At 46.4% G+C, this 17,640-nt stretch carries 16 protein-coding genes; 9 read left to right on the top strand and 7 right to left on the bottom strand.

Annotation, left to right across the window (positions count from 1 at the left end; genetic code table 11):
• Window positions 1-178 precede the first annotated feature (178 nt).
• From IUA53_RS19155 to IUA53_RS19145, 3 genes are read left to right on the top strand one after another with little or no spacing between them, the layout of a single operon-like run.
• The gene (locus IUA53_RS19155; RefSeq protein WP_196897619.1) at window positions 179-1,582 is read left to right on the top strand and encodes a DNA-3-methyladenine glycosylase 2 family protein; all 1,404 of its coding nucleotides are present in this window, start codon (window positions 179-181) and stop codon (window positions 1,580-1,582) included.
• Window positions 1,579-2,082, top strand: coding sequence for a methylated-DNA--[protein]-cysteine S-methyltransferase (locus IUA53_RS19150; protein WP_196897618.1), 504 nt, complete (start codon window positions 1,579-1,581; stop codon window positions 2,080-2,082). The genes IUA53_RS19155 and IUA53_RS19150 overlap by 4 nt, the downstream gene beginning before the upstream one ends.
• A complete protein-coding gene (locus tag IUA53_RS19145; protein WP_196897617.1) occupies window positions 2,073-2,972 on the top strand; it encodes a DMT family transporter in 900 nt (299 codons plus the stop codon). Before IUA53_RS19150 ends, IUA53_RS19145 begins: the two co-directional genes overlap by 10 nt.
• 5 nt (window positions 2,973-2,977) lie before the next feature.
• Here the strand turns inward: IUA53_RS19145 and IUA53_RS19140 are convergent, their stop codons facing one another.
• Entirely contained in the window at window positions 2,978-4,399 is a 1,422-nt protein-coding gene (locus tag IUA53_RS19140) for a sensor domain-containing diguanylate cyclase (protein ID WP_196897616.1), read from the bottom strand.
• A gap of 196 nt (window positions 4,400-4,595) precedes the next feature.
• Here IUA53_RS19140 and glmU point away from each other — a divergent pair, with 196 nt between their 5' ends.
• The 5 genes from glmU (at window position 4,596) to IUA53_RS19115 (ending at window position 11,084) form a co-directional block, all read left to right on the top strand.
• Entirely contained in the window at window positions 4,596-5,954 is a 1,359-nt protein-coding gene (glmU, locus tag IUA53_RS19135) for a bifunctional UDP-N-acetylglucosamine diphosphorylase/glucosamine-1-phosphate N-acetyltransferase GlmU (RefSeq protein ID WP_044058450.1), read from the top strand.
• Between the two features lie 189 nt (window positions 5,955-6,143).
• The gene (locus IUA53_RS19130; protein WP_044058449.1) at window positions 6,144-7,184 is read left to right on the top strand and encodes a Gfo/Idh/MocA family oxidoreductase; all 1,041 of its coding nucleotides are present in this window, start codon (window positions 6,144-6,146) and stop codon (window positions 7,182-7,184) included.
• Window positions 7,185-7,282: 98 nt separating this feature from the next.
• Complete coding sequence (locus IUA53_RS19125) at window positions 7,283-8,092, top strand: DeoR/GlpR family DNA-binding transcription regulator (RefSeq protein WP_196897615.1); 810 nt, start codon at window positions 7,283-7,285, stop codon at window positions 8,090-8,092.
• Window positions 8,093-8,094: 2 nt separating this feature from the next.
• A complete protein-coding gene (glmS, locus tag IUA53_RS19120; protein ID WP_196897614.1) occupies window positions 8,095-9,927 on the top strand; it encodes a glutamine--fructose-6-phosphate transaminase (isomerizing) in 1,833 nt (610 codons plus the stop codon).
• Between the two features lie 341 nt (window positions 9,928-10,268).
• Complete coding sequence (locus IUA53_RS19115) at window positions 10,269-11,084, top strand: hypothetical protein (RefSeq protein WP_196897613.1); 816 nt, start codon at window positions 10,269-10,271, stop codon at window positions 11,082-11,084.
• Window positions 11,085-11,214: 130 nt separating this feature from the next.
• On the opposite strand, the gene IUA53_RS19110 is transcribed toward IUA53_RS19115, so the two are convergent.
• Entirely contained in the window at window positions 11,215-12,117 is a 903-nt protein-coding gene (locus tag IUA53_RS19110; RefSeq protein ID WP_231401202.1) for a LysR family transcriptional regulator, read from the bottom strand.
• Between the two features lie 138 nt (window positions 12,118-12,255).
• Between IUA53_RS19110 and IUA53_RS19105 the strand changes: the two genes are divergently transcribed.
• Entirely contained in the window at window positions 12,256-12,717 is a 462-nt protein-coding gene (locus IUA53_RS19105) for a nuclear transport factor 2 family protein (RefSeq protein ID WP_196897612.1), read from the top strand.
• Window positions 12,718-12,791: 74 nt separating this feature from the next.
• Here IUA53_RS19105 and IUA53_RS19100 read toward each other — a convergent pair whose 3' ends face one another.
• The 5 genes from IUA53_RS19100 to IUA53_RS19080 all read right to left on the bottom strand — a co-directional run bounded on the left by IUA53_RS19100 (window position 12,792) and on the right by IUA53_RS19080 (window position 17,506).
• Window positions 12,792-13,112, bottom strand: coding sequence for a hypothetical protein (locus IUA53_RS19100; RefSeq protein WP_442859016.1), 321 nt, complete (start codon window positions 13,110-13,112; stop codon window positions 12,792-12,794).
• Between the two features lie 78 nt (window positions 13,113-13,190).
• Window positions 13,191-14,468: a sulfite oxidase gene (locus IUA53_RS19095; RefSeq protein WP_231401337.1), complete on the bottom strand. Its 1,278-nt coding sequence runs from the start codon at window positions 14,466-14,468 to the stop codon at window positions 13,191-13,193.
• A gap of 57 nt (window positions 14,469-14,525) precedes the next feature.
• Window positions 14,526-15,530 carry a YeiH family protein gene (locus tag IUA53_RS19090; RefSeq protein ID WP_196897610.1) on the bottom strand — a complete coding sequence of 335 codons (1,005 nt, stop codon included), beginning with the start codon at window positions 15,528-15,530 and terminating at the stop codon, window positions 14,526-14,528.
• Between the two features lie 5 nt (window positions 15,531-15,535).
• Window positions 15,536-16,543 carry a TauD/TfdA family dioxygenase gene (locus IUA53_RS19085; protein ID WP_196897609.1) on the bottom strand — a complete coding sequence of 336 codons (1,008 nt, stop codon included), beginning with the start codon at window positions 16,541-16,543 and terminating at the stop codon, window positions 15,536-15,538.
• Window positions 16,544-16,552: 9 nt separating this feature from the next.
• Window positions 16,553-17,506 (bottom strand): aldo/keto reductase, encoded by a 954-nt coding sequence (locus IUA53_RS19080; protein WP_044058433.1) that lies wholly within the window; start codon window positions 17,504-17,506, stop codon window positions 16,553-16,555.
• Window positions 17,507-17,640 lie beyond the last annotated feature (134 nt).

Genomic DNA, 17,640 nt, shown 5'->3' with positions numbered 1-17,640 from the left:
AGTTGGGGCACGCCCGTGGGGGTGCTGGCGTTATTATTTTTTCTACATTATGCGTATGCATCATCAGTTTATCAACTTTGCCTCAAATAATAGTCAGTTCCGATTTTGTCGCACACCATCACGAAAACCGCGATACACTTCTTTCATACTGTTCGTTTTGTAATTAGGTGCACAATAAATGTTAGCCAACAGCGCAAGCGATACTGAAGAGCAATGGCGTGTTTACGCACAAGCGCGATTAAGCCGAGACAGTCGCTTCGATGGCCGCTTTTTTGTGGCAGTGAAGTCTACCGGCATATTTTGCCGTCCAATCTGCCCAGCGAAGTTACCACTAGAAAAAAACGTGGAGTATTTTGAGCATGCCACGCAAGCTTTGCATCATGGGTACCGGCCCTGTTTGCGCTGTCGGCCCGACAGCGCGCCAAGCTCATTCGCGTGGCAGGGTGTCACCACTACCGTAAAAAGGGGTATCTCGTTGCTAAGCCATATTCCTTCCCAACCTGTCAGTCATGTAGCGGAGCGATTAGGGATTAGTGAACGCTATCTCAACAAGCTGCTGCAAAGTGGGCTTGGGCTATCGGCAAAGCAATATCAAAGTTTACATCGTGTTTTGTTTGCCAAGCAGTTATTGCAGCAAACCGAAATGACGGTAGATGATGTGGCCTTAAGTGCTGGCTATGGGTCGTCTCGTCAGTTGCAGCGCGCCGTGCAGCAGTATTGTAGAACAACCCCCTCAGCACTGCGTAAATCGGTAAAGGGCAATGCACCCACCGTAACACTTAGACTGGCCTATCTTCCCCCGTACAATTGGCCACAAGTCCGAGACTTTTTAAAGATGCGTGCCATTGAGGGCGTGGAAGCGGTTAGCGATAATAGCTATCAAAGGTATATTCGCGTGAAGGGGGAAGTGGGGCGAATAAAAGCGACCCATAATGCCCATGCTAATGGCTTTGATATCGAATTGCGCTTACCTTCGTTAGACGGGCTACACAGTATTATTGAAAAGATAAAAGGCGTACTGGATTTACATGCAGACCCACAATTGATTAAAGCCAGCCTTCATGGTGCTGGGCTACCTTTAGCTCTTATTGATGAGGGGATTCGCTTACCGGGCACGTGGGACGTATTTGAAAGTGGTTGTAGGGCCATAGTGGGGCAACAAGTCAGTGTAAAAGCGGCCATAGGGCAAGCTTCCTTGTTAGCCAAGCAACTGCATTCACCCATAGGTACCGTTACATGCCCTGGCTTTGCATTCCCATCGCCGCAGCAGGTGGCAAGCAGTGATGTGTCTTTTTTGAGAATGCCTAATGCACGAAAGCAAGCACTGATATCTTTTGCGTCGCTCTTTGCTCAACAACCAAGTGGTACCACCCCAGAGGATGATGCCATTATGGCAATAAAAGGTGTTGGTCAATGGACACTAGATTACATTAAGATGCGTGGGGAGAAAGACCCTGATGTGTATTTAGCGGGCGATCTTATTGTTAAAAAAATGGCGGCGAAATATCCGGTTTCAGCTGAAAAAGCAGCGCCTTGGCGCAGTTATCTCACCCTACAATTATGGGAGTTAAGTAAGCGATGACATCGGCTCTACAACGTCAGGAACCCAGCAATTTTTATGCAGGGCATATTCAAAGTGAGCAAGGCATTGTTGAAGTTACCGCCAATGACAGTGGTGTCACCGCCATTGCCTTTGTTGCAGCGCCAACCGCGAACGCGCAACACAATGCTATTGTGCAAGAGGCCTGTAAGCAATTAAACGGGTATTTTTCAGGTACACTGACGCAGTTTGATTTACCTTTAGCGGCCAAGGGCACCCCATTTCAGCATCAGGTATGGCAAGCGCTAGGTGAAATAAAGTACGGTGACACAGCCAGTTATGCCGACATAGCCAATGCCATAGGAAACCCTAAAGCCGTACGTGCAGTGGGCATGGCAAATGGGAAAAACCCCATAGCCATTGTCGTGCCCTGCCATCGTGTTATCGGCAGCAATAACACACTTACCGGTTATGCTGGTGGACTTAGTCGTAAACAATTTTTACTCAATTTAGAGGGAGCACAGGGCGTGTTATGGCAATAAAGCATGTAGTAGCGTTGCTGATACTAGCGGCAATTTGGGGCGGTTCATTTATCTTTATGCGCGTGGCTGCCCCCGAATTCGGTATTTATGTGCTGGTGGCGATACGTACGCTACTGGCAACCTGTGTCCTTTTACCGATATTAATTATTATGGGCGGGGTACGCCAAATCTATCGTTACTGGGTGCCGATTGCCTTGGTGGGTATGGCAAACACAGCAGTACCTTTTGTGCTGTTTAACTACAGTAGCTTGCATTTAGAAGCGGGTGTTAATGCCATATTAAACGCCACGGCACCTATGTTTGGGGCCTTGTTTGCATGGCTTTGGCTAGGTGACAAACTTACAAAAAGTGCTATTGCTGGCTTGGCGGTGGGTTTTGTTGGTGTTGCCATTATAAGCCAACAGAAGTTGGGCGAGGGAGACATTAGCTTTTTACCTATCGTTACCGCCTTGCTGGCTACCATGGGCTATGGCTTGGCGGCCAGCATGATGAAAAAATGGCTGCAAGGGGTGAAGCCGCTTGTGGTTGCGACAGGAAGTCAGGCATTGGCCACTGTCATGCTTGCGCCATTTGCGTTAGCGACCTTGCCTGACACTATGCCAAGCCTTAATGCGTGGTTTAATGCCATTGCACTGGCGGTGGCTGGAACCGGTATTGCTTACATTCTTTACTTTAAGCTCATTGCCGATATTGGCCCAGCCAAAGCAATAACCGTTGCCTATCTTGTGCCTTTATTTGGCATTATCTGGGGAATTATTTTCTTACGCGAACACTTGTCGTTACAAACCATTATTGGTGGCTTAATGATTTTGTTTGGCGTAGCGCTAACCACAGGTGTGGTTAACGCTATACAGAAAAAGCCATTACGCCGGCGGGTTAAAGACGCGTAATGACATTAATCAATAAGTTGCATGCGAACTAAGTTACTGCCATCTCGTTTAGCTTGATAAAGGGCGTCTTCTGCGTGGGCAGTCACTTCGTTCATTATGCGTGCAGATGCCGTAAACGAAATACCGAATGAAGCGGTAAGTTGCAGTGAGTTTTGCCCTACCGGTGGTGGCAAGGTTGCAATTCCATGGCGCAAACCTTGCGCCGTATCGAACGCTTCATGAGGGCCAGTTTGTGGCAGCAAAACAATAAATTCTTCGCTACTCCAACGACCTAGTACATCCTGCTCTCGTAGGTTATCCGCCAAATAGCCCGCCACTTTGTCGAGTATATCATCGGCAGTATTGCGGCCGAATGCGTCGGAAATATGGGAGAAGTCATCTAAGCTTACAAGTACAACGCTTATCGACTTTTCTTCTTTCAACAACGACTGATAAATCAACTCAACGGCCGCTCTGTCAGGCAATCTATTCGCATGGCGCACAACCATGTCAGGCTGCATGTCGCGGCGGAAATAGTAAAGCAAGTTGTAGATAAGCAGGAATAGCGAAAATATCACCACTAATAAGGTGACGACGCTGAAAATAAACGCCTGAGAGATCTCTGTTTGTCTATCTTCTAACGGGCTTAACAGAAATACCGTCCAACCAAATTGGTTTAGCTTTACCTCGGCGATTAAATAATCTTTCTGATCGATAGTCACCAACTTATTATTCAGCGCTTGATCGTTTCGCACGCTGAGTGGCAAACTGGCATACCAAGGTAATTCAGAGAGGTTCGTAAAATCAGAGTAAGTGGCAATTAATTTGGGGTCGGAAGACAACATAATATCGCCATTGCCATCGACAAAAAGGAAATCGTAACCGTATTGCTTTTTGTAGCTATCAAATACGCTTAAGAAACTACGAAGGCTTTTGCCAATACCAAAAAAGCCGAGAAATTTTCCGTCAAAGTCGTAAATTTTAATGTCGATATAAAAATGGGTATCTTCCCATTTACCAATATCGGCTACAGCATCTTCCGGGTAGTCGCGATACTTAAAATACCAGCTAACCTCGCCTTCAATTAAATCAAGCGTGCTGCCGTCTGAATTATAAAGCTTGCGACTAGTTTCGCTGGCAATAAAGAAAGACAGGCCAAATTTCTCTTCAAGCCGAGTTAAACTGGCAAAAATGGCGTCTTCATCCAAGGTTTCACCGTCCATCAAATGCACTAATTCGGTGGAATGGCCTAATGCCTCAGACGTATGAAGGGGTTTTAAAAGTTGTTCGACAATAAGAGAAATAGCCGGCGACAGTGATTGTTGCTGGGCCCGACTTTGCTCTGCTACGATTTTAGATACACTAAAGTGAACAAGTGTCACGATTGCGATGACCACAACAGCAAATAACACTAGAAGACTTCGGTGAAGAGTTCGAAATGTGTTCACAGACTACGCATACTCCCTTGCCTGACTGAACGAATACAAATAAAGGAGTGAGTATACCTGTTGCTTTAATGAACTGCTAGGCTGTTCAGCGTAGGTTAGACTTATGGACGAAGGATTAAAATGAATCGCTGAATTCTTTGGAATCCTTCGTTACACTATATCCAGTTTCCAATACGAACAATGTGAAAGGAATGAAATGGCATTTTCAGTGGTGATATTAGCGGCCGGAAAAGGCACTCGCATGAAGTCTGCATTACCAAAAGTGCTGCACAAAGTAGGAGGTTTACCTATGGTGCAGCGTATTATCAATACCGTAGACGCCTTGGATGCAAACAATATTCACTTAATTTATGGCCATGGTAAAACGCAGCTGAAAGCGGCATTACAGGGCGACAACCTCAATTGGTGCTTGCAGGAAGAACAGTTGGGCACAGGGCATGCTGTAAAACAAGCGGTGCCTCACATCAGCGACGACGAAGACGTTATGGTATTAGTCGGTGATGCCCCTCTTATTCGTGAAGAAACACTGGCGAAGCTTATTGAGGTAAAAAGCCGTTGCGATTTGGCGTTGTTAACCGTTGAACTTGACGACCCAACGGGCATGGGCAGGATTATTCGTGAAAATGACAATATTACCGCCATTGTTGAACATAAAGACGCTTCCGATGCACAGCGCGAGATAAAAGAAATTAATACCGGCATGATGATGATGTCGGGTCAAGATTTGAAACGCTGGTTAAACGCATTAAGTAACGATAATGCCCAAGGTGAGTATTACCTCACCGACGTTATTGCCATGGCAGCGAAAGAAGGCAAGCGCATCAATGCCGCGCACCCGCAAGATATTGTAGAAGTGGAAGGGGTTAACAATCGCCTGCAACTGGCACATTTAGAACGGGCATTACAACGTCGCCATGCAAACGAATTAATGATGAATGGCGTAACGTTTGCCGACCCAAACAGATTCGATTTACGTGGCCAGCTCACTACGGGTGAAGACGTAGAAATAGACATCAACGTGATAGTTGAAGGGACGGTAATTTTAGGCAACAACGTAAAAATTGGTGCTCACTGTATTTTACGCAACTGCGAAATTGCCGATAATACGGTAATAGAAGCCAATTCAATTATTGAAGAAGCGCTTGTGGGTGAGTACTGCACAGTAGGGCCATATGCTCGCCTACGTCCTGGTGCGGTAATGCACGCCAAAGCGAAGGTGGGTAACTTCGTTGAGATGAAGAAAGCCGTGCTTGGCGAAGGGGCCAAAGCCAACCATCTGACCTATTTAGGTGATGCCACCGTAGGGGCTAACGCCAATATTGGAGCGGGGACGATTACCTGTAATTACGATGGGGTTAATAAATCTAAAACGACCATTGGGCAAAATGCATTTATTGGGTCAAACTCATCGCTGGTGGCGCCTGTCACCATTGGCGATAACGCCACGGTTGGAGCTGGGTCAGTAATAACCTCGAAGGTTGATGAAAATGCGCTTGCGGTTGCCCGCGGCAAGCAGCGCAATATTGCAAATTGGCCTCGCCCAACTAAGAAGTAAAGTCAGGCTATTTCTAATAGAGTGGCAAATACACCAAAGCGAAGCTGTGCTGGTTTCGCTTTTCTTTCTTTTAGGCCTCTTATCTATTCTCCTTCAACCTACTTAGCCTTCTTGCTTTTACATCCTTGCGGTATATTGATAGTGTATACTCACTTACAAAATGGTCTCCAATTAACATAGGCTCTTGAAATGATTTCTACCTTATTGGTTGGCTTTGGATTCTCCGCCACCACTTTTCATTTACCCTTTTTGAATTATTTGCCACAGTTTTCTGTTGATGTGGTTATCTCTTCTAAGCCAGACGCGGTTAAAGCGGTTTTACCTCACGCAGAAGTGTACGCTTCACTAGAAGAGGCGCTTAAAATTCATGACGTGGATTTAGTTGTGATCACTACCCCTAATCATCTTCATGCGCCTCAAGCTAAAATAGCGTTAGAACATAGTTGTCACGTGTTAGTAGAAAAGCCTTTCACCTTAAGTAGCCAAGACGCCACCGAACTCGTTGCACTGGCTAACGCACAGCGTAAACAACTGTGTGTTTACCAAAACCGACGCTTTGATGGCGATTTTCTTACACTGGCAGCATTAATCAAGGAAGGTACCCTTGGCGACATTAAACGATTGGACAGTCGTTTCGACCGATTTCGTCCTGTACCTAGGAATAGATGGCGAGAAAATGCAGGTCCCGGAAGTGGTATCTTCTGGGATTTGGGCCCGCATTTGATCGATCAAGCACTACAATTGTTTGGCCAGCCAGAGGCAGTGTCTGCAAACATACTTACCTTACGAGAAGGTGGACAATCAGATGATACCTTCGACATAACACTTCATTACACTGACAAAATGATTAAGCTAGGCAGTAGCGCTTTTCAGGCGGGCACCACCCTGCGATATGATTTACAGGGCACTAAAGGCAGCTTCCGTAAATTCCATTTAGATCCTCAGGAAAACCAATTACGTGCTGGCCTTCCTTTTGACGATGCAAGTTGGGCGACCTCAGAACCCACACAGGATGGCGTATTAGCGCTAGTCAATGAAAGCGGTGACGTGGTGGAACAGACTATTCCTACCCAAAAAGGTGAATACCTTACTTTTTTCACTCGGCTTGCTCATGCTATTGAGCATGCAGAGCGTTCACCCGCTGATGCCAGCACCGTTATCCCAGTTATACGGGTGATGGAACTGGCGATAAAGGCCAGTGAAACAGGTAAAACACTGACGTATATTTAAACAGCGCCCTTGATCAAAGTTTCATTTTAACTTACGATGCTTTCAGTTTAAAACTTATATCTTTCGTTTTGAAAGTAAAAATAAATATTGAGGGTGCGTTGAAGAGCAGCAAGTCAGTCGAGGAACGTCGCCAGAAAATAGTGGCGTGGGTAAATGCAAAGGGTCAAACTCAGGTTGAAGAGCTGGCTGCGCAATTTAATACCTCTGAAGTGACCATTCGAAAAGACCTAGCTGCCCTCGCGCAGCTAGGTGTTCTCATTCGCCAGTTTGGTGGAGCAGTGCCCGTGCCCTCCCCGAGTACCGACACTTCAGCGGCTAAAGGCTTTCATAGAAGCGCACCACCACAGCCAACAGAAAACCCAAAAACAAGCGTAATAGGTAAGCAGGCTGCCGAATTAGTTAAGCCTGGTACCAAGCTTGTTATCGATTGTGGCTCTACTACCGCCACTGTGTTGCCCTATTTGACACAGATAAATGACTTAGTCGTTATGACCAATACGCTTTCTACGGCGAACTTTTTAACCCAAAGTGAAAAAGAGCCCACAGTGTTGATGGTGGGCGGTACGTGGGATGGCCAATCGCAGTCTTTTCAAGGCGCTATGGCTGAACAGCTGGTTAGCGCCTATAGTTTTGACATTGCATTTATTGGCGCAGCAGGCATTGATGTCAATCGAGGCACCACAACATTTAATGAGCTCATTGGCGTCACTCGCGCAATGGCGGCGGCTGCCAGTAAGGTTGTTATACTCGCCAGCTCGAAAAAACTCACCCATAAAATGCCGAATTTAGAATTAGGTTGGGAACAAATTTCTGTGTTGATCACCGATGACGGTATTAGCAATCAAGACAAACTCAAAATTGAAAATCAGGGCGTGACGGTATTAATTGCTGCGCCAAGTGGAGAATAATTATGTGTGGAATTGTTGGCGCTGTTGCCGAACGTAATGTAGTTGAAATTCTGCTAGAAGGGTTAAAACGACTTGAGTATCGCGGCTACGATTCTGCTGGTGTTGCCCTATTGCAAAACGATGGCATCTTAACTCGCATTCGCCGAACAGGTAAGGTGCAAGAGTTAGCCGATGCGGTGGCCGAGGGCGAAGCATTAGGTACAACGGGTATTGCGCACACACGGTGGGCTACCCATGGCGGCGTAACAGAAACCAACGCACATCCCCATTTTTCTAATGAGCGCGTAGCCGTGGTTCACAACGGTATTATTGAAAATTACGAGAAATTACGTAATGCCCTGAAAGAAAAAGGCTACGTGTTTGGCAGCGATACCGACACTGAAACCATTGCCCACACAGTGCACGAGGCGTTAAAAACCGGTGAAACACTATTGAGTGCGGTACAAAGCGCGGTGAAAGAATTCCACGGTGCATACGGTACCGTTATCATGGACAAAGAAGACCCCAGCCGTGTTGTGGTCGCGCGTTCAGGCAGCCCCCTTGTGATTGGCTTAGGGTTAGGTGAAAACTTTATTGCCTCTGACCAAATGGCACTATTGCCTGTAACCCGCCGCTTTATCTTCTTAGAAGAAGGCGATGTGGCTGAAATTACCCGAAGAAGCGTGGCGATTTTTGATAAAGACGGGTGTCCTGTAGAGCGAGAAGTCATAGAGTCGAATGTAGAGCACGACGCTGGTGATAAGGGCATGTATCGCCATTACATGCTTAAAGAAATTCACGAACAGCCGGTAGTTGTACGCAATACACTAAAAGACAGACTGGGGGAAAGTGGGCTAACCCGTGATGCCTTTGGTAAAGAAGCTGATGCCATATTGTCTAAGGTTAAGCATGTGCAAATTGTGGCCTGTGGTACCAGTTATCATGCTGGCATGACCGCGCGGTATTGGCTAGAGCAATATGCCAATGTGTCGTGCAATGTAGAAATTGCTTCAGAATTTCGCTACCGCAAATCGGTTGTGCATGCTGACAGCCTACTGATTACTATTTCGCAGTCGGGCGAAACCGCCGATACGTTAGCCGCGTTAAGGTTAGCCAAAGAGCTAGGTTACAACGCCAGTTTGGCGATTTGTAACGTGCCAGGTTCTTCCCTGGTTCGCGAGTCAGATTTAGCCTTTATGACACAGGCGGGTGCTGAAATTGGTGTTGCGTCAACCAAAGCGTTCACCACTCAGTTAACGGCTTTTTTAATGTTGACACTGGCGCTAGGTGAATACAACGGCATGGCCGCACAAGACAAGCAAGACATTGTTAGTGCGTTGCACAGCTTGCCCGCAAAATTAGAAGAAACGCTCACCATCACGCAAGGCATAGAAGACTTAGCCGAAGAATTTGCCGACAAACACCACAGCCTGTTTCTAGGTCGCGGCGATCAGTACCCCATTGCTATGGAAGGCGCCCTTAAGCTTAAAGAAATTTCTTACATTCATGCTGAAGCTTACGCTTCTGGTGAACTTAAACATGGCCCGTTAGCCCTTATCGATGAAGAAATGCCGGTTATTGTGGTAGCGCCGAACAACGAGCTACTGGAAAAGCTAAAATCGAATGTGGAAGAGGTGCGGGCGCGGGGCGGCATCATGTACGTATTTGCCGACAAAGATGCCCGTTTTGCGGGCGATGAGACCATGCGCGTTATCGACGTACCACACTGTGATGCGCCTATTGCGCCCATTGTATACACACTGCCGCTACAGCTGTTGTCTTACTACGTCGCGTTAATTAAAGGGACGGATGTGGATCAGCCAAGAAACCTCGCAAAAAGTGTTACGGTGGAGTGATTTGTAACTGGTAACGACAAATAGTGGTAGTAAAACTTAAACATGTGCCACGTGGGTGGCCAACTTAATTAGGTTTTCCTACCGCGTCTTTGCTTCGAAGTTAGGTTCCCCTTTTAACTGTCTCCGACAAGTCTTTAGGAAGTGCGTTACTTACAACTTTCAAAGCTTGTTTCTTACTCATGCGCCCAAAGTCTTGGGCAAGATTAAATTTCACTGCGGCGTAAAGCGGGTAAGTCGACGCATTGTCCTAACTCTTTATCTATGGTGTGAAGAGTGAGAGAAGTCGGACGCCAGCGTCACCACATACAAGGAACGAGTGAAAAAAGAGTAAGGAGCTAAAGATGAAAGAGGTGGCATTAATTACTTTGCATGGAATGGGTGCTTTCAAGCAAGGCTATGAGGAAGATTTGCAAGAAAAGCTAGCTAAACGAATGGGTAACGCATGGCATAAGGTTTCATTTCAAGTCGTAGACTACTATTCCTTAACACATAACAATCAAGAGCAGTTGTGGAAAAAAATCAAATCTGAACCGAACAATGATATTGACTGGCACGGCTTGAGACAGTGGTTTTTATATAGTTTTAGTGATGCTGCCTCTCTTGAGCATAGTGCGCACAGAGACATTAACCTGTATTTGGACACGCAGTACGCCATTCGCGATTGTTTGATGACCGCTTTAAATGAGCTAGGGAACGACCCCACCAAACCCGTTGTTATTGTAGCGCAATCTCTTGGCTGCCAAGTTATCTCAAATTACCTTTGGGATGCAGGACATAATAAGTATTTTTTCTCTTTAGAAAAAAATCCCAGTTTTAATAGCTATACGGAGAATGAAAAGGCATTTCTTAAACTCCATTCTCTGAGAAATTTGGTTACAACAGGCTGTAATATTCCTCTATTTAATGGCGGGTTTGCTCAACGAAAGTGCTTTGATGCCAGCCACCTACATGAGTTTAAATGGGATAATTACTATGATGCAGATGATGTACTTGGCTGGCCGCTTCGGCAGTTAGATGACAGTTATCATATTGTTCACGATCACGCCATTAATGCTGGCAAGCTACTCACGTCCTGGAACCCTGCTAGCCATGGCGGGTACTGGAGCGATAGCGATGTGATAAAGCCGCTCGCCAACTCCCTCATTCAGCTTCTTTGATGTTAGGTAAAACAAGTAAATTAATGGGGTCAGAGTACTTTTTGCGAGCATACGTTCACGGTAATTAACTCTGACCCCATTATTTCTGTTGAACCCTATGAGCGGACTAAAAATAAAAAGTACTGACAGTTCAGGGGTTTAAATACGTATCTTTTGCGAGCGCGTTTTTCACATAGTGCACAAACTTTTTTACTTTTTCTAAGTTTTGTCGTCCCTCAAGGCTAACTACCTGTATCGGCAACTTAATATCGTTGTACTCTTCTAGCACGTTGACTAACTCACCGCTTTCTATGGCGTCAGCCACTTGATAAGACATTAGGCGTGTGATTCCTAACCCTGCTTTTGCTGCGCGAATGGTTGAGCGATTTTGGTTACACTCAAACCTAGGTTGTAGTCGAATAGCAACTGTTTTTCCATTTCGCTTGAAGTTCCACACAGGTGGTTCGGTAAAGTCGCTAGGGTACAGCAAAGTATGTTGCTTCAAGTCTTCTGGAGTTGTTAATTTAGGTGCGTGAGCTAAATAATCTGGCGAGGCGACGGTTACTTTTTGCGCGTGGCCAACAGAAGTAGCGTACAGCCCAGAATCTTTGGGTTTACTAATGCGAATAGCCACATCGATATTCGTATCAATTAAATCAACCACATTGTCGTTCATGTAGCCATGTACGTTGACTTCGGGAAAATCTCGCAAAAAATCTACGATAATTGGGGTGACATAAAGCTCGCCAAACAATACGGGCGCCGTAACACGTAGTGTGCCTTTGGGTAGTAATTGTACGCCGGCAATAGCGGCTTCACTTTGGGCAATATCAGCGAGTATACGTTTAACGTCACTCAGGTACTGTTGCCCTGCTTCTGTTAACCTAATGCGACGGGTAGTGCGATGGAATAACCGCGTATTTAGTTGCGTTTCTAGCATGGCAATAGCGCGGGTTACCGCTGGTGCTGACATAGAGAGTTGTTCAGCCGCACTTACAAAGCTGCCCAGTTTTGCAACTTCGGCAAACACCGTCATGGCTTGAATTCTATCCACCACGCCCCCTTTTTATTACCCCTTGTCTTACATTCATATTATTTCATATAGTGAAATTATAAATTTCAAAATATGGTAATTATTTAATTCACGCAAGCCATCATACTTACCGCAACCTAAATTCTGCAGGATAAATTGATGAGACCACCACTTCCCCCTTTTACCAAAGAAACCGCCATTGAAAAAATTCGTTTAGCTGAGGATGGGTGGAATAGCCGCTCTCCAGCGCGTGTGTCTGCTGCCTATACCGGAGACTGCCAATGGCGAAATAGGGCTGAATTCATTAAAGGTACTGCAGAGATTGAGGATTTTTTAACCCGAAAATGGGCTCGTGAGCTTAATTACAAATTAGTGAAAGAATATTGGGCGCACACCGACAACCGAATTGCTGTGCGTTTTGCCTATGAGTATCAAAATGAAACCGGGCAATGGTTTCGTGCCTACGGCAATGAAAATTGGGAGTTTAACTCTGAGGGATTAATGCAACGGCGTATTGCCAGCATTAATGAACACCCAATAAACAATGACGAACGAAAACTTATCTGGGAAGGAAGCCGTCGTCCTGATGATTTTCCAAGTCTGTCAGAACTTAAACTTTAAGATCCCGTTGTATAGGGCCTGCGCGCTTCTAGAAAGGTAATTTGTTGACAACGTCGCCCGACACAAAACTGTGGTTAAGGTTTAGGCATTAGGTGAGGGGCGAGAGCAGGCCTTCTGGATTGCGTTTTAGGGCCGTACCAGGTAGCAAGGTAATCAAGAATGGCAGGTTCTGCCTCACCTAACGGCCAAAGCTTTTGTGTGTCTTGCATCCAGCGAATGGTTTCTAGCCATCGTTCTCGGCTCATGGCATTTTGTGTAATAAGCGACGGCGAGTGGCATGCGCTGCAATGGGCAGCAACCATATTGTAACCTTCTGCAATGACCAAGCCCGATTTTGGGTCTACGTTAACTTGGTTAGTGGTGTGGGGGGCAGGGCTTTTTTGAGCCATTACCATGTCAGGTGTAGCTAAACCCGCCAGTAGGGCAAACAGTAAACAACAATTACGCATGAGACAGCTCCACTTTTTGTATTGTTAGGCCGTTACGCTTACTGCTATACGATGACAGGCATTGTTTAAGTAACCTTTAGGGTTCCACCCTGGCAGCACCATAGGCTGCGCCCGTCCGTTTGCATCTTCTGCTTTAGCCCACACTTCGTAGTAGCCTGCCTGAGGAAACGTCACGGTGGTTTTAAAGTGTTGCCAGGCATGGCGGTTTTTGGGGCGAGTTAACCTTGCTTGTTGCCAGGTCTGGCCAAAATCAATGGAGGTATACACTTTTTCTACGCTTGCACTACCACACCATGCGTGACCGCGCACTTCCAGAGACGAAGATAAAGTATGTGCGGTGCCAGATTGGGGATAAGTGATAAGCGACTTAACCGGCATAGCTTCAATAATACACATGTCTTCATCGGCAACTTTAGTACCCGGCGCAACAGGTTTGCACGGCGTACGGTAGGCTTTGCCAAGCATCTTTGCGCCATCGTGGATCTGGTTGCGAATCACTATTTTTTTAAGCCATTTGCCTGAGGTCGACGCCGGCCAACCACCAAACACTAAGCGCAATGGATAGCCGTTCATTAATGGCAGGGGCGCATCGTTCATGGCCCAGGCAATTAACGATTCATCTTCCATCGCTTTACTCATGGGCACGCCGCGAGAAATGGCGGCTTTACCCGGGGTTCGACTTAAATGTTGGTCGTCTCCGTAATAGCCTATGTAAACGGCGTCGTCTTTCACGCCCACAGCATTAAGTACGTCTTTTAGGCGTACGCCTGTCCAAGAAGGGCAACCCACTGCACCTGTGGTCCACTGATTCCCCGTGGCAGCAGGGGAAAACTCGGCGCGCCCGTTGCCCCCACACTCCAATGTTAATTGATAGGTGTAGTGTTTAAATTGGGCTTTTAATTCATCGAGGGTAAAGGTTTTAGATTGCGCTGCAGATTCACCCTCTATGGTGAGTGTCCATGTTTTTGGGTCAGGGCTTTCAGGCACGATGCCGTTATTACGAACAAAAAAACGGGATGCGGGGGTCACCGCGTCATCAAGTAAGTGGGCTGGGGTTTCTGCATTAACTGGCCTGTCGTTAAGCACAACCAGGCCGTCTTTACCTTCAATGGTAAAAGGATTGTCGGTTTGTGCAAATGCCGCAGGGATAAGCCCTGCGGGCATGAATTGCCCATATACAACTTCGGCACCAAGCAACACAGACAACGACTTTAAGCCAGACAGAAAACCTCGGCGCGTTACATGGTGACTGGTTCTGCCAAAGACGGCTTCATCGGCATGTACTGGGTCTTTTGCATACAGTGAATGTAAACCACGTTTTTTCACTTTCTTTACCTCATTGATCTGGGGCGAATATTGTTACATTAGGTATAGATACCCGAGAATCAGAAGGGCTATCCAAAGGGTTTCTGTAATAATCATCACAATAGGCAGCATACCCACTTCTGCCAACTTACCCAGGTTTGACTTCATGCCAATGGCAGTAATGGATAGCACCAGAAAAAAGCGTGATACTTCGGTGCCTGTACTGATGACAAACTCAGGTAGGGTGACAAAGCTGTTTAGTAGCATTAAGGCGACAAAGCCAATAAGAAACATGGGCATTTTGGGTACATCAGCGGTGTTTTTTGCCGTACTGGCGGTGTAAAACCGTTTGACTACCAGCATCATAATCAGCACCACAGGCATAAGCATTGCCACTCTCACTAACTTAGTTAGGGTAGCCATATCGCCCGCGTCTTCTGAAACCGAGTAACCGGCCCCCACAACTTGCGCCACATCGTGAATGGTGCCCCCTAAAAATATGCCGGCTTCGTTATTAGACATGCCAAGCTGGGCTGCCACTATGGGATATAACACCATTGCAATGGTAGACATGGCCGTCACGCCAATAACAGTGAGCAGCGTATCTCGTTCGTGGTTTTCACCTTTAGGTAATATCGTCGAAATAGCCAGTGCGGCTGACGCTCCACATATAGCCACAGAGCCGCCGGTGAGGGCACCGAACCTTTTTTGTAACCCCAAAGATTTGGCTAACACTACCCCAAGTATGATGGTGGTAAAAATAGCCATCGCTAACATCAGCGCAGTTTGCCATCCTAAAACGGCTAAATCGCCTAAGGCAATACGCAGCCCTAGCAATACCACGCCCGCGCGCAAAAGCGTGCTGGCGGTAAAGTCGATGCCACAAGCACAGGGGGTGTTATTTTGATACAAAAATGAAACTGCCATACCAAGAAGTAAGGCAAATAACATAGCAGGGGCGTTGTAATGTTCACTTAAAAACAACGCGGCCATTCCAGTGATGGTGGCGATGCCAAGACCCGGCCAAATGTGCTTACATTTTACTGCTATGTCATTCATGATGGTTATCGCTCAGAGGCTACAAGTGCTACCAATACCACTCGCTTTCTATCCCCGGAATAGGGGCGGCGACCATGCATAGCGCGATAATTGTCAACAATAGCGACATCGCCATCTTGCCACTCTAGATCGAAGGTGAAATCTTCTGAAAGTTCCGCCACTCTCTCTAAGCCTTCTTTGGGAATGGCGCTGTCATCACCAAAGGTAATTGCCGAAGAAGGGTTTTCTCTTACCCCTTTCCAACCCATGTAGGCGGCGATAAGTTGATTGTAAAAGGTTTCAGACCCATCATCTAATTCTATGACAGCGGGTAAAACAGGTGTAATGGCTTTTAAGCTGCCATCGTCCATCCATTGCCAGCTATAGCCTAATTCTTGTAACTTAGCTTCGGCTTCTTCCACACTTTCAACACTCAGCGTGCTTTTCCAGCTGCGACCTTGGCCAGAGTTTGCATCGTTTGCGGCGGGCATGGTGGTGGTATATTTAAGGCCCTTTTCTTTAAAGTCACGAGCCAATTCAGGGTTTTCTGCTTTTAGTGCTTCAAATAATTTATCTGAACGGCAAAGCGGCGTTGCCCCACCTTCGTCAGCGGCGTACTGACAGAAGAAAAACAGCTTGCTGGGTGAAATAGGCGTTTGCGCCATTTCGTGATGTAAGAAAATCTCTACGTCTTTTGGTGCTTCGTTGGCGGTAAATACCCGCTCGGTAAAGTTGATGCGCACCGCATTAGAAAGCGACTCTTGATAGGTGAAATTCGGGTAACCAAAGCCGGCAGAAAAAACGTCAAAGGTTTCGGCCGAGTCGATGGGAAAACCTCTAAACAACAGGGCTCCGGCTTTTGCTAGTTGGGCTTCAAGCTCTGCCTGATTGGCTTTAATAAACTCAACCGTGTCCGCCACGGTTTTACAATTATCATTATTTACAACTATTTGCGGAAACACATCGTCGTTGTAAGTGTGCTGAGTAGGCACACGTGCGTATTTTACCGCAGCAGTATCATTGACGTTATTCATAGTTTACTCCTAGTCGTAAATAGGGTGGAAACGGTTGAAGGCAGCTTCACAAAAGTGCCCGGGATCGTTAAATCGACGGTTTATATTCAATGCAGAAATTGCCTGCATTTCACTGTCGCTTAGCGTGAAGTCGAACAAGGAAAGGTTTTCTTTCATGCGCTCAACTTTTGAAGTTTTAGGAATAATGGCGTTGCCACGTTGTATACCCCAGCGTAAAACGACTTGCGCTGGTGTTTTACCATGCGCTTCCGCCGCCGCTTTGACGACACTTTGCTGTAATACTGATTCAGTTTTATCTGCCATTTCCAGCTCAAGGTAAGATAGCGCGCCTAAAGGAGAAAATGCCGTTACTGCCAACCCATAGTCTTTCGCTAAACGGATGAGACGCTCTTGGGTAAGATAAGGATGAGACTCAATTTGCAGCATGGCGGGTTTAATGCGTGCATAGCTCATTAGGTCGTTAAGTAAGCCAGTGTTGTAGTTACACACCCCTATTTGCTTCACTTTATCGCTATCTACCAACGATTCCATGGCTTCCCAGGTTTTATAGAGAGGAACGGGGGCTAGCTCCATCGTGGGCGTTGCAGCGTCAGGGTCGTAAAACCACTCAGGTGGGTAGCGCGTTTCAATAGGAACAAATTTTTGTGCGATAGGGAAGTGAATAAGGTAAAGATCAAGATACGACAGTTGAAGATCGCTCAGTGACTTTTCTAGTGCTAAGCTAACATGTTCCGGCGCATGAAAAGTATTCCAAAGTTTCGAGGTGACCCATAGCTCTTCACGGGTACACAAACCTTCATTGATAGCGCGTTTAATCCCTTCACCAACTTCTTTCTCATTACCGTAATCGGAGGCGCAATCTAAATGGCGATAGCCAGCTTTAATGGCTTCATAGGTTGTATCGGCGCATGTGGCTTTATCTACTTTCCAAAAGCCAAATCCCACCTCGGGTATATTTTTCATCGCGTATATCACCTTGTCAGTCGAAAATTTAATCTAAAGGGTTTTACTTCAATTGCGGTGTTAGGTATAACCTCACAAAGAATACTTTAGTCTTGTATAAGACATAAGTTATTATACGTAACCAGCGATGTCAA

The sequence above is a fragment of the Alteromonas sp. B31-7 genome (assembly GCF_015767655.1).
In the GTDB taxonomy this organism is placed as follows: Bacteria; Pseudomonadota; Gammaproteobacteria; order Enterobacterales; family Alteromonadaceae; genus Alteromonas; species Alteromonas australica.
This window is presented reverse-complemented; position numbering and strand designations above follow the sequence as displayed.

What these genes read in the sequence shown, in the direction of transcription:
- IUA53_RS19115 (WP_196897613.1), top strand. Translation starts at nt 10,269, where the DNA reads ATGAAAGAGGTGGCATTAATTACTTTGCATGGAATGGGTGCTTTCAAG.
- IUA53_RS19090 (WP_196897610.1), bottom strand. Translation starts at nt 15,530, where the DNA reads ATGAATGACATAGCAGTAAAATGTAAGCACATTTGGCCGGGTCTTGGC.
- IUA53_RS19150 (WP_196897618.1), top strand. Translation starts at nt 1,579, where the DNA reads ATGACATCGGCTCTACAACGTCAGGAACCCAGCAATTTTTATGCAGGG.
- glmU (WP_044058450.1), top strand. Translation starts at nt 4,596, where the DNA reads ATGGCATTTTCAGTGGTGATATTAGCGGCCGGAAAAGGCACTCGCATG.
- IUA53_RS19080 (WP_044058433.1), bottom strand. Translation starts at nt 17,506, where the DNA reads ATGAAAAATATACCCGAGGTGGGATTTGGCTTTTGGAAAGTAGATAAA.
- IUA53_RS19130 (WP_044058449.1), top strand. Translation starts at nt 6,144, where the DNA reads ATGATTTCTACCTTATTGGTTGGCTTTGGATTCTCCGCCACCACTTTT.
- IUA53_RS19100 (WP_442859016.1), bottom strand. Translation starts at nt 13,112, where the DNA reads ATGGTAATGGCTCAAAAAAGCCCTGCCCCCCACACCACTAACCAAGTT.
- IUA53_RS19105 (WP_196897612.1), top strand. Translation starts at nt 12,256, where the DNA reads ATGAGACCACCACTTCCCCCTTTTACCAAAGAAACCGCCATTGAAAAA.
- IUA53_RS19085 (WP_196897609.1), bottom strand. Translation starts at nt 16,543, where the DNA reads ATGAATAACGTCAATGATACTGCTGCGGTAAAATACGCACGTGTGCCT.
- IUA53_RS19155 (WP_196897619.1), top strand. Translation starts at nt 179, where the DNA reads ATGTTAGCCAACAGCGCAAGCGATACTGAAGAGCAATGGCGTGTTTAC.
- glmS (WP_196897614.1), top strand. Translation starts at nt 8,095, where the DNA reads ATGTGTGGAATTGTTGGCGCTGTTGCCGAACGTAATGTAGTTGAAATT.
- IUA53_RS19145 (WP_196897617.1), top strand. Translation starts at nt 2,073, where the DNA reads ATGGCAATAAAGCATGTAGTAGCGTTGCTGATACTAGCGGCAATTTGG.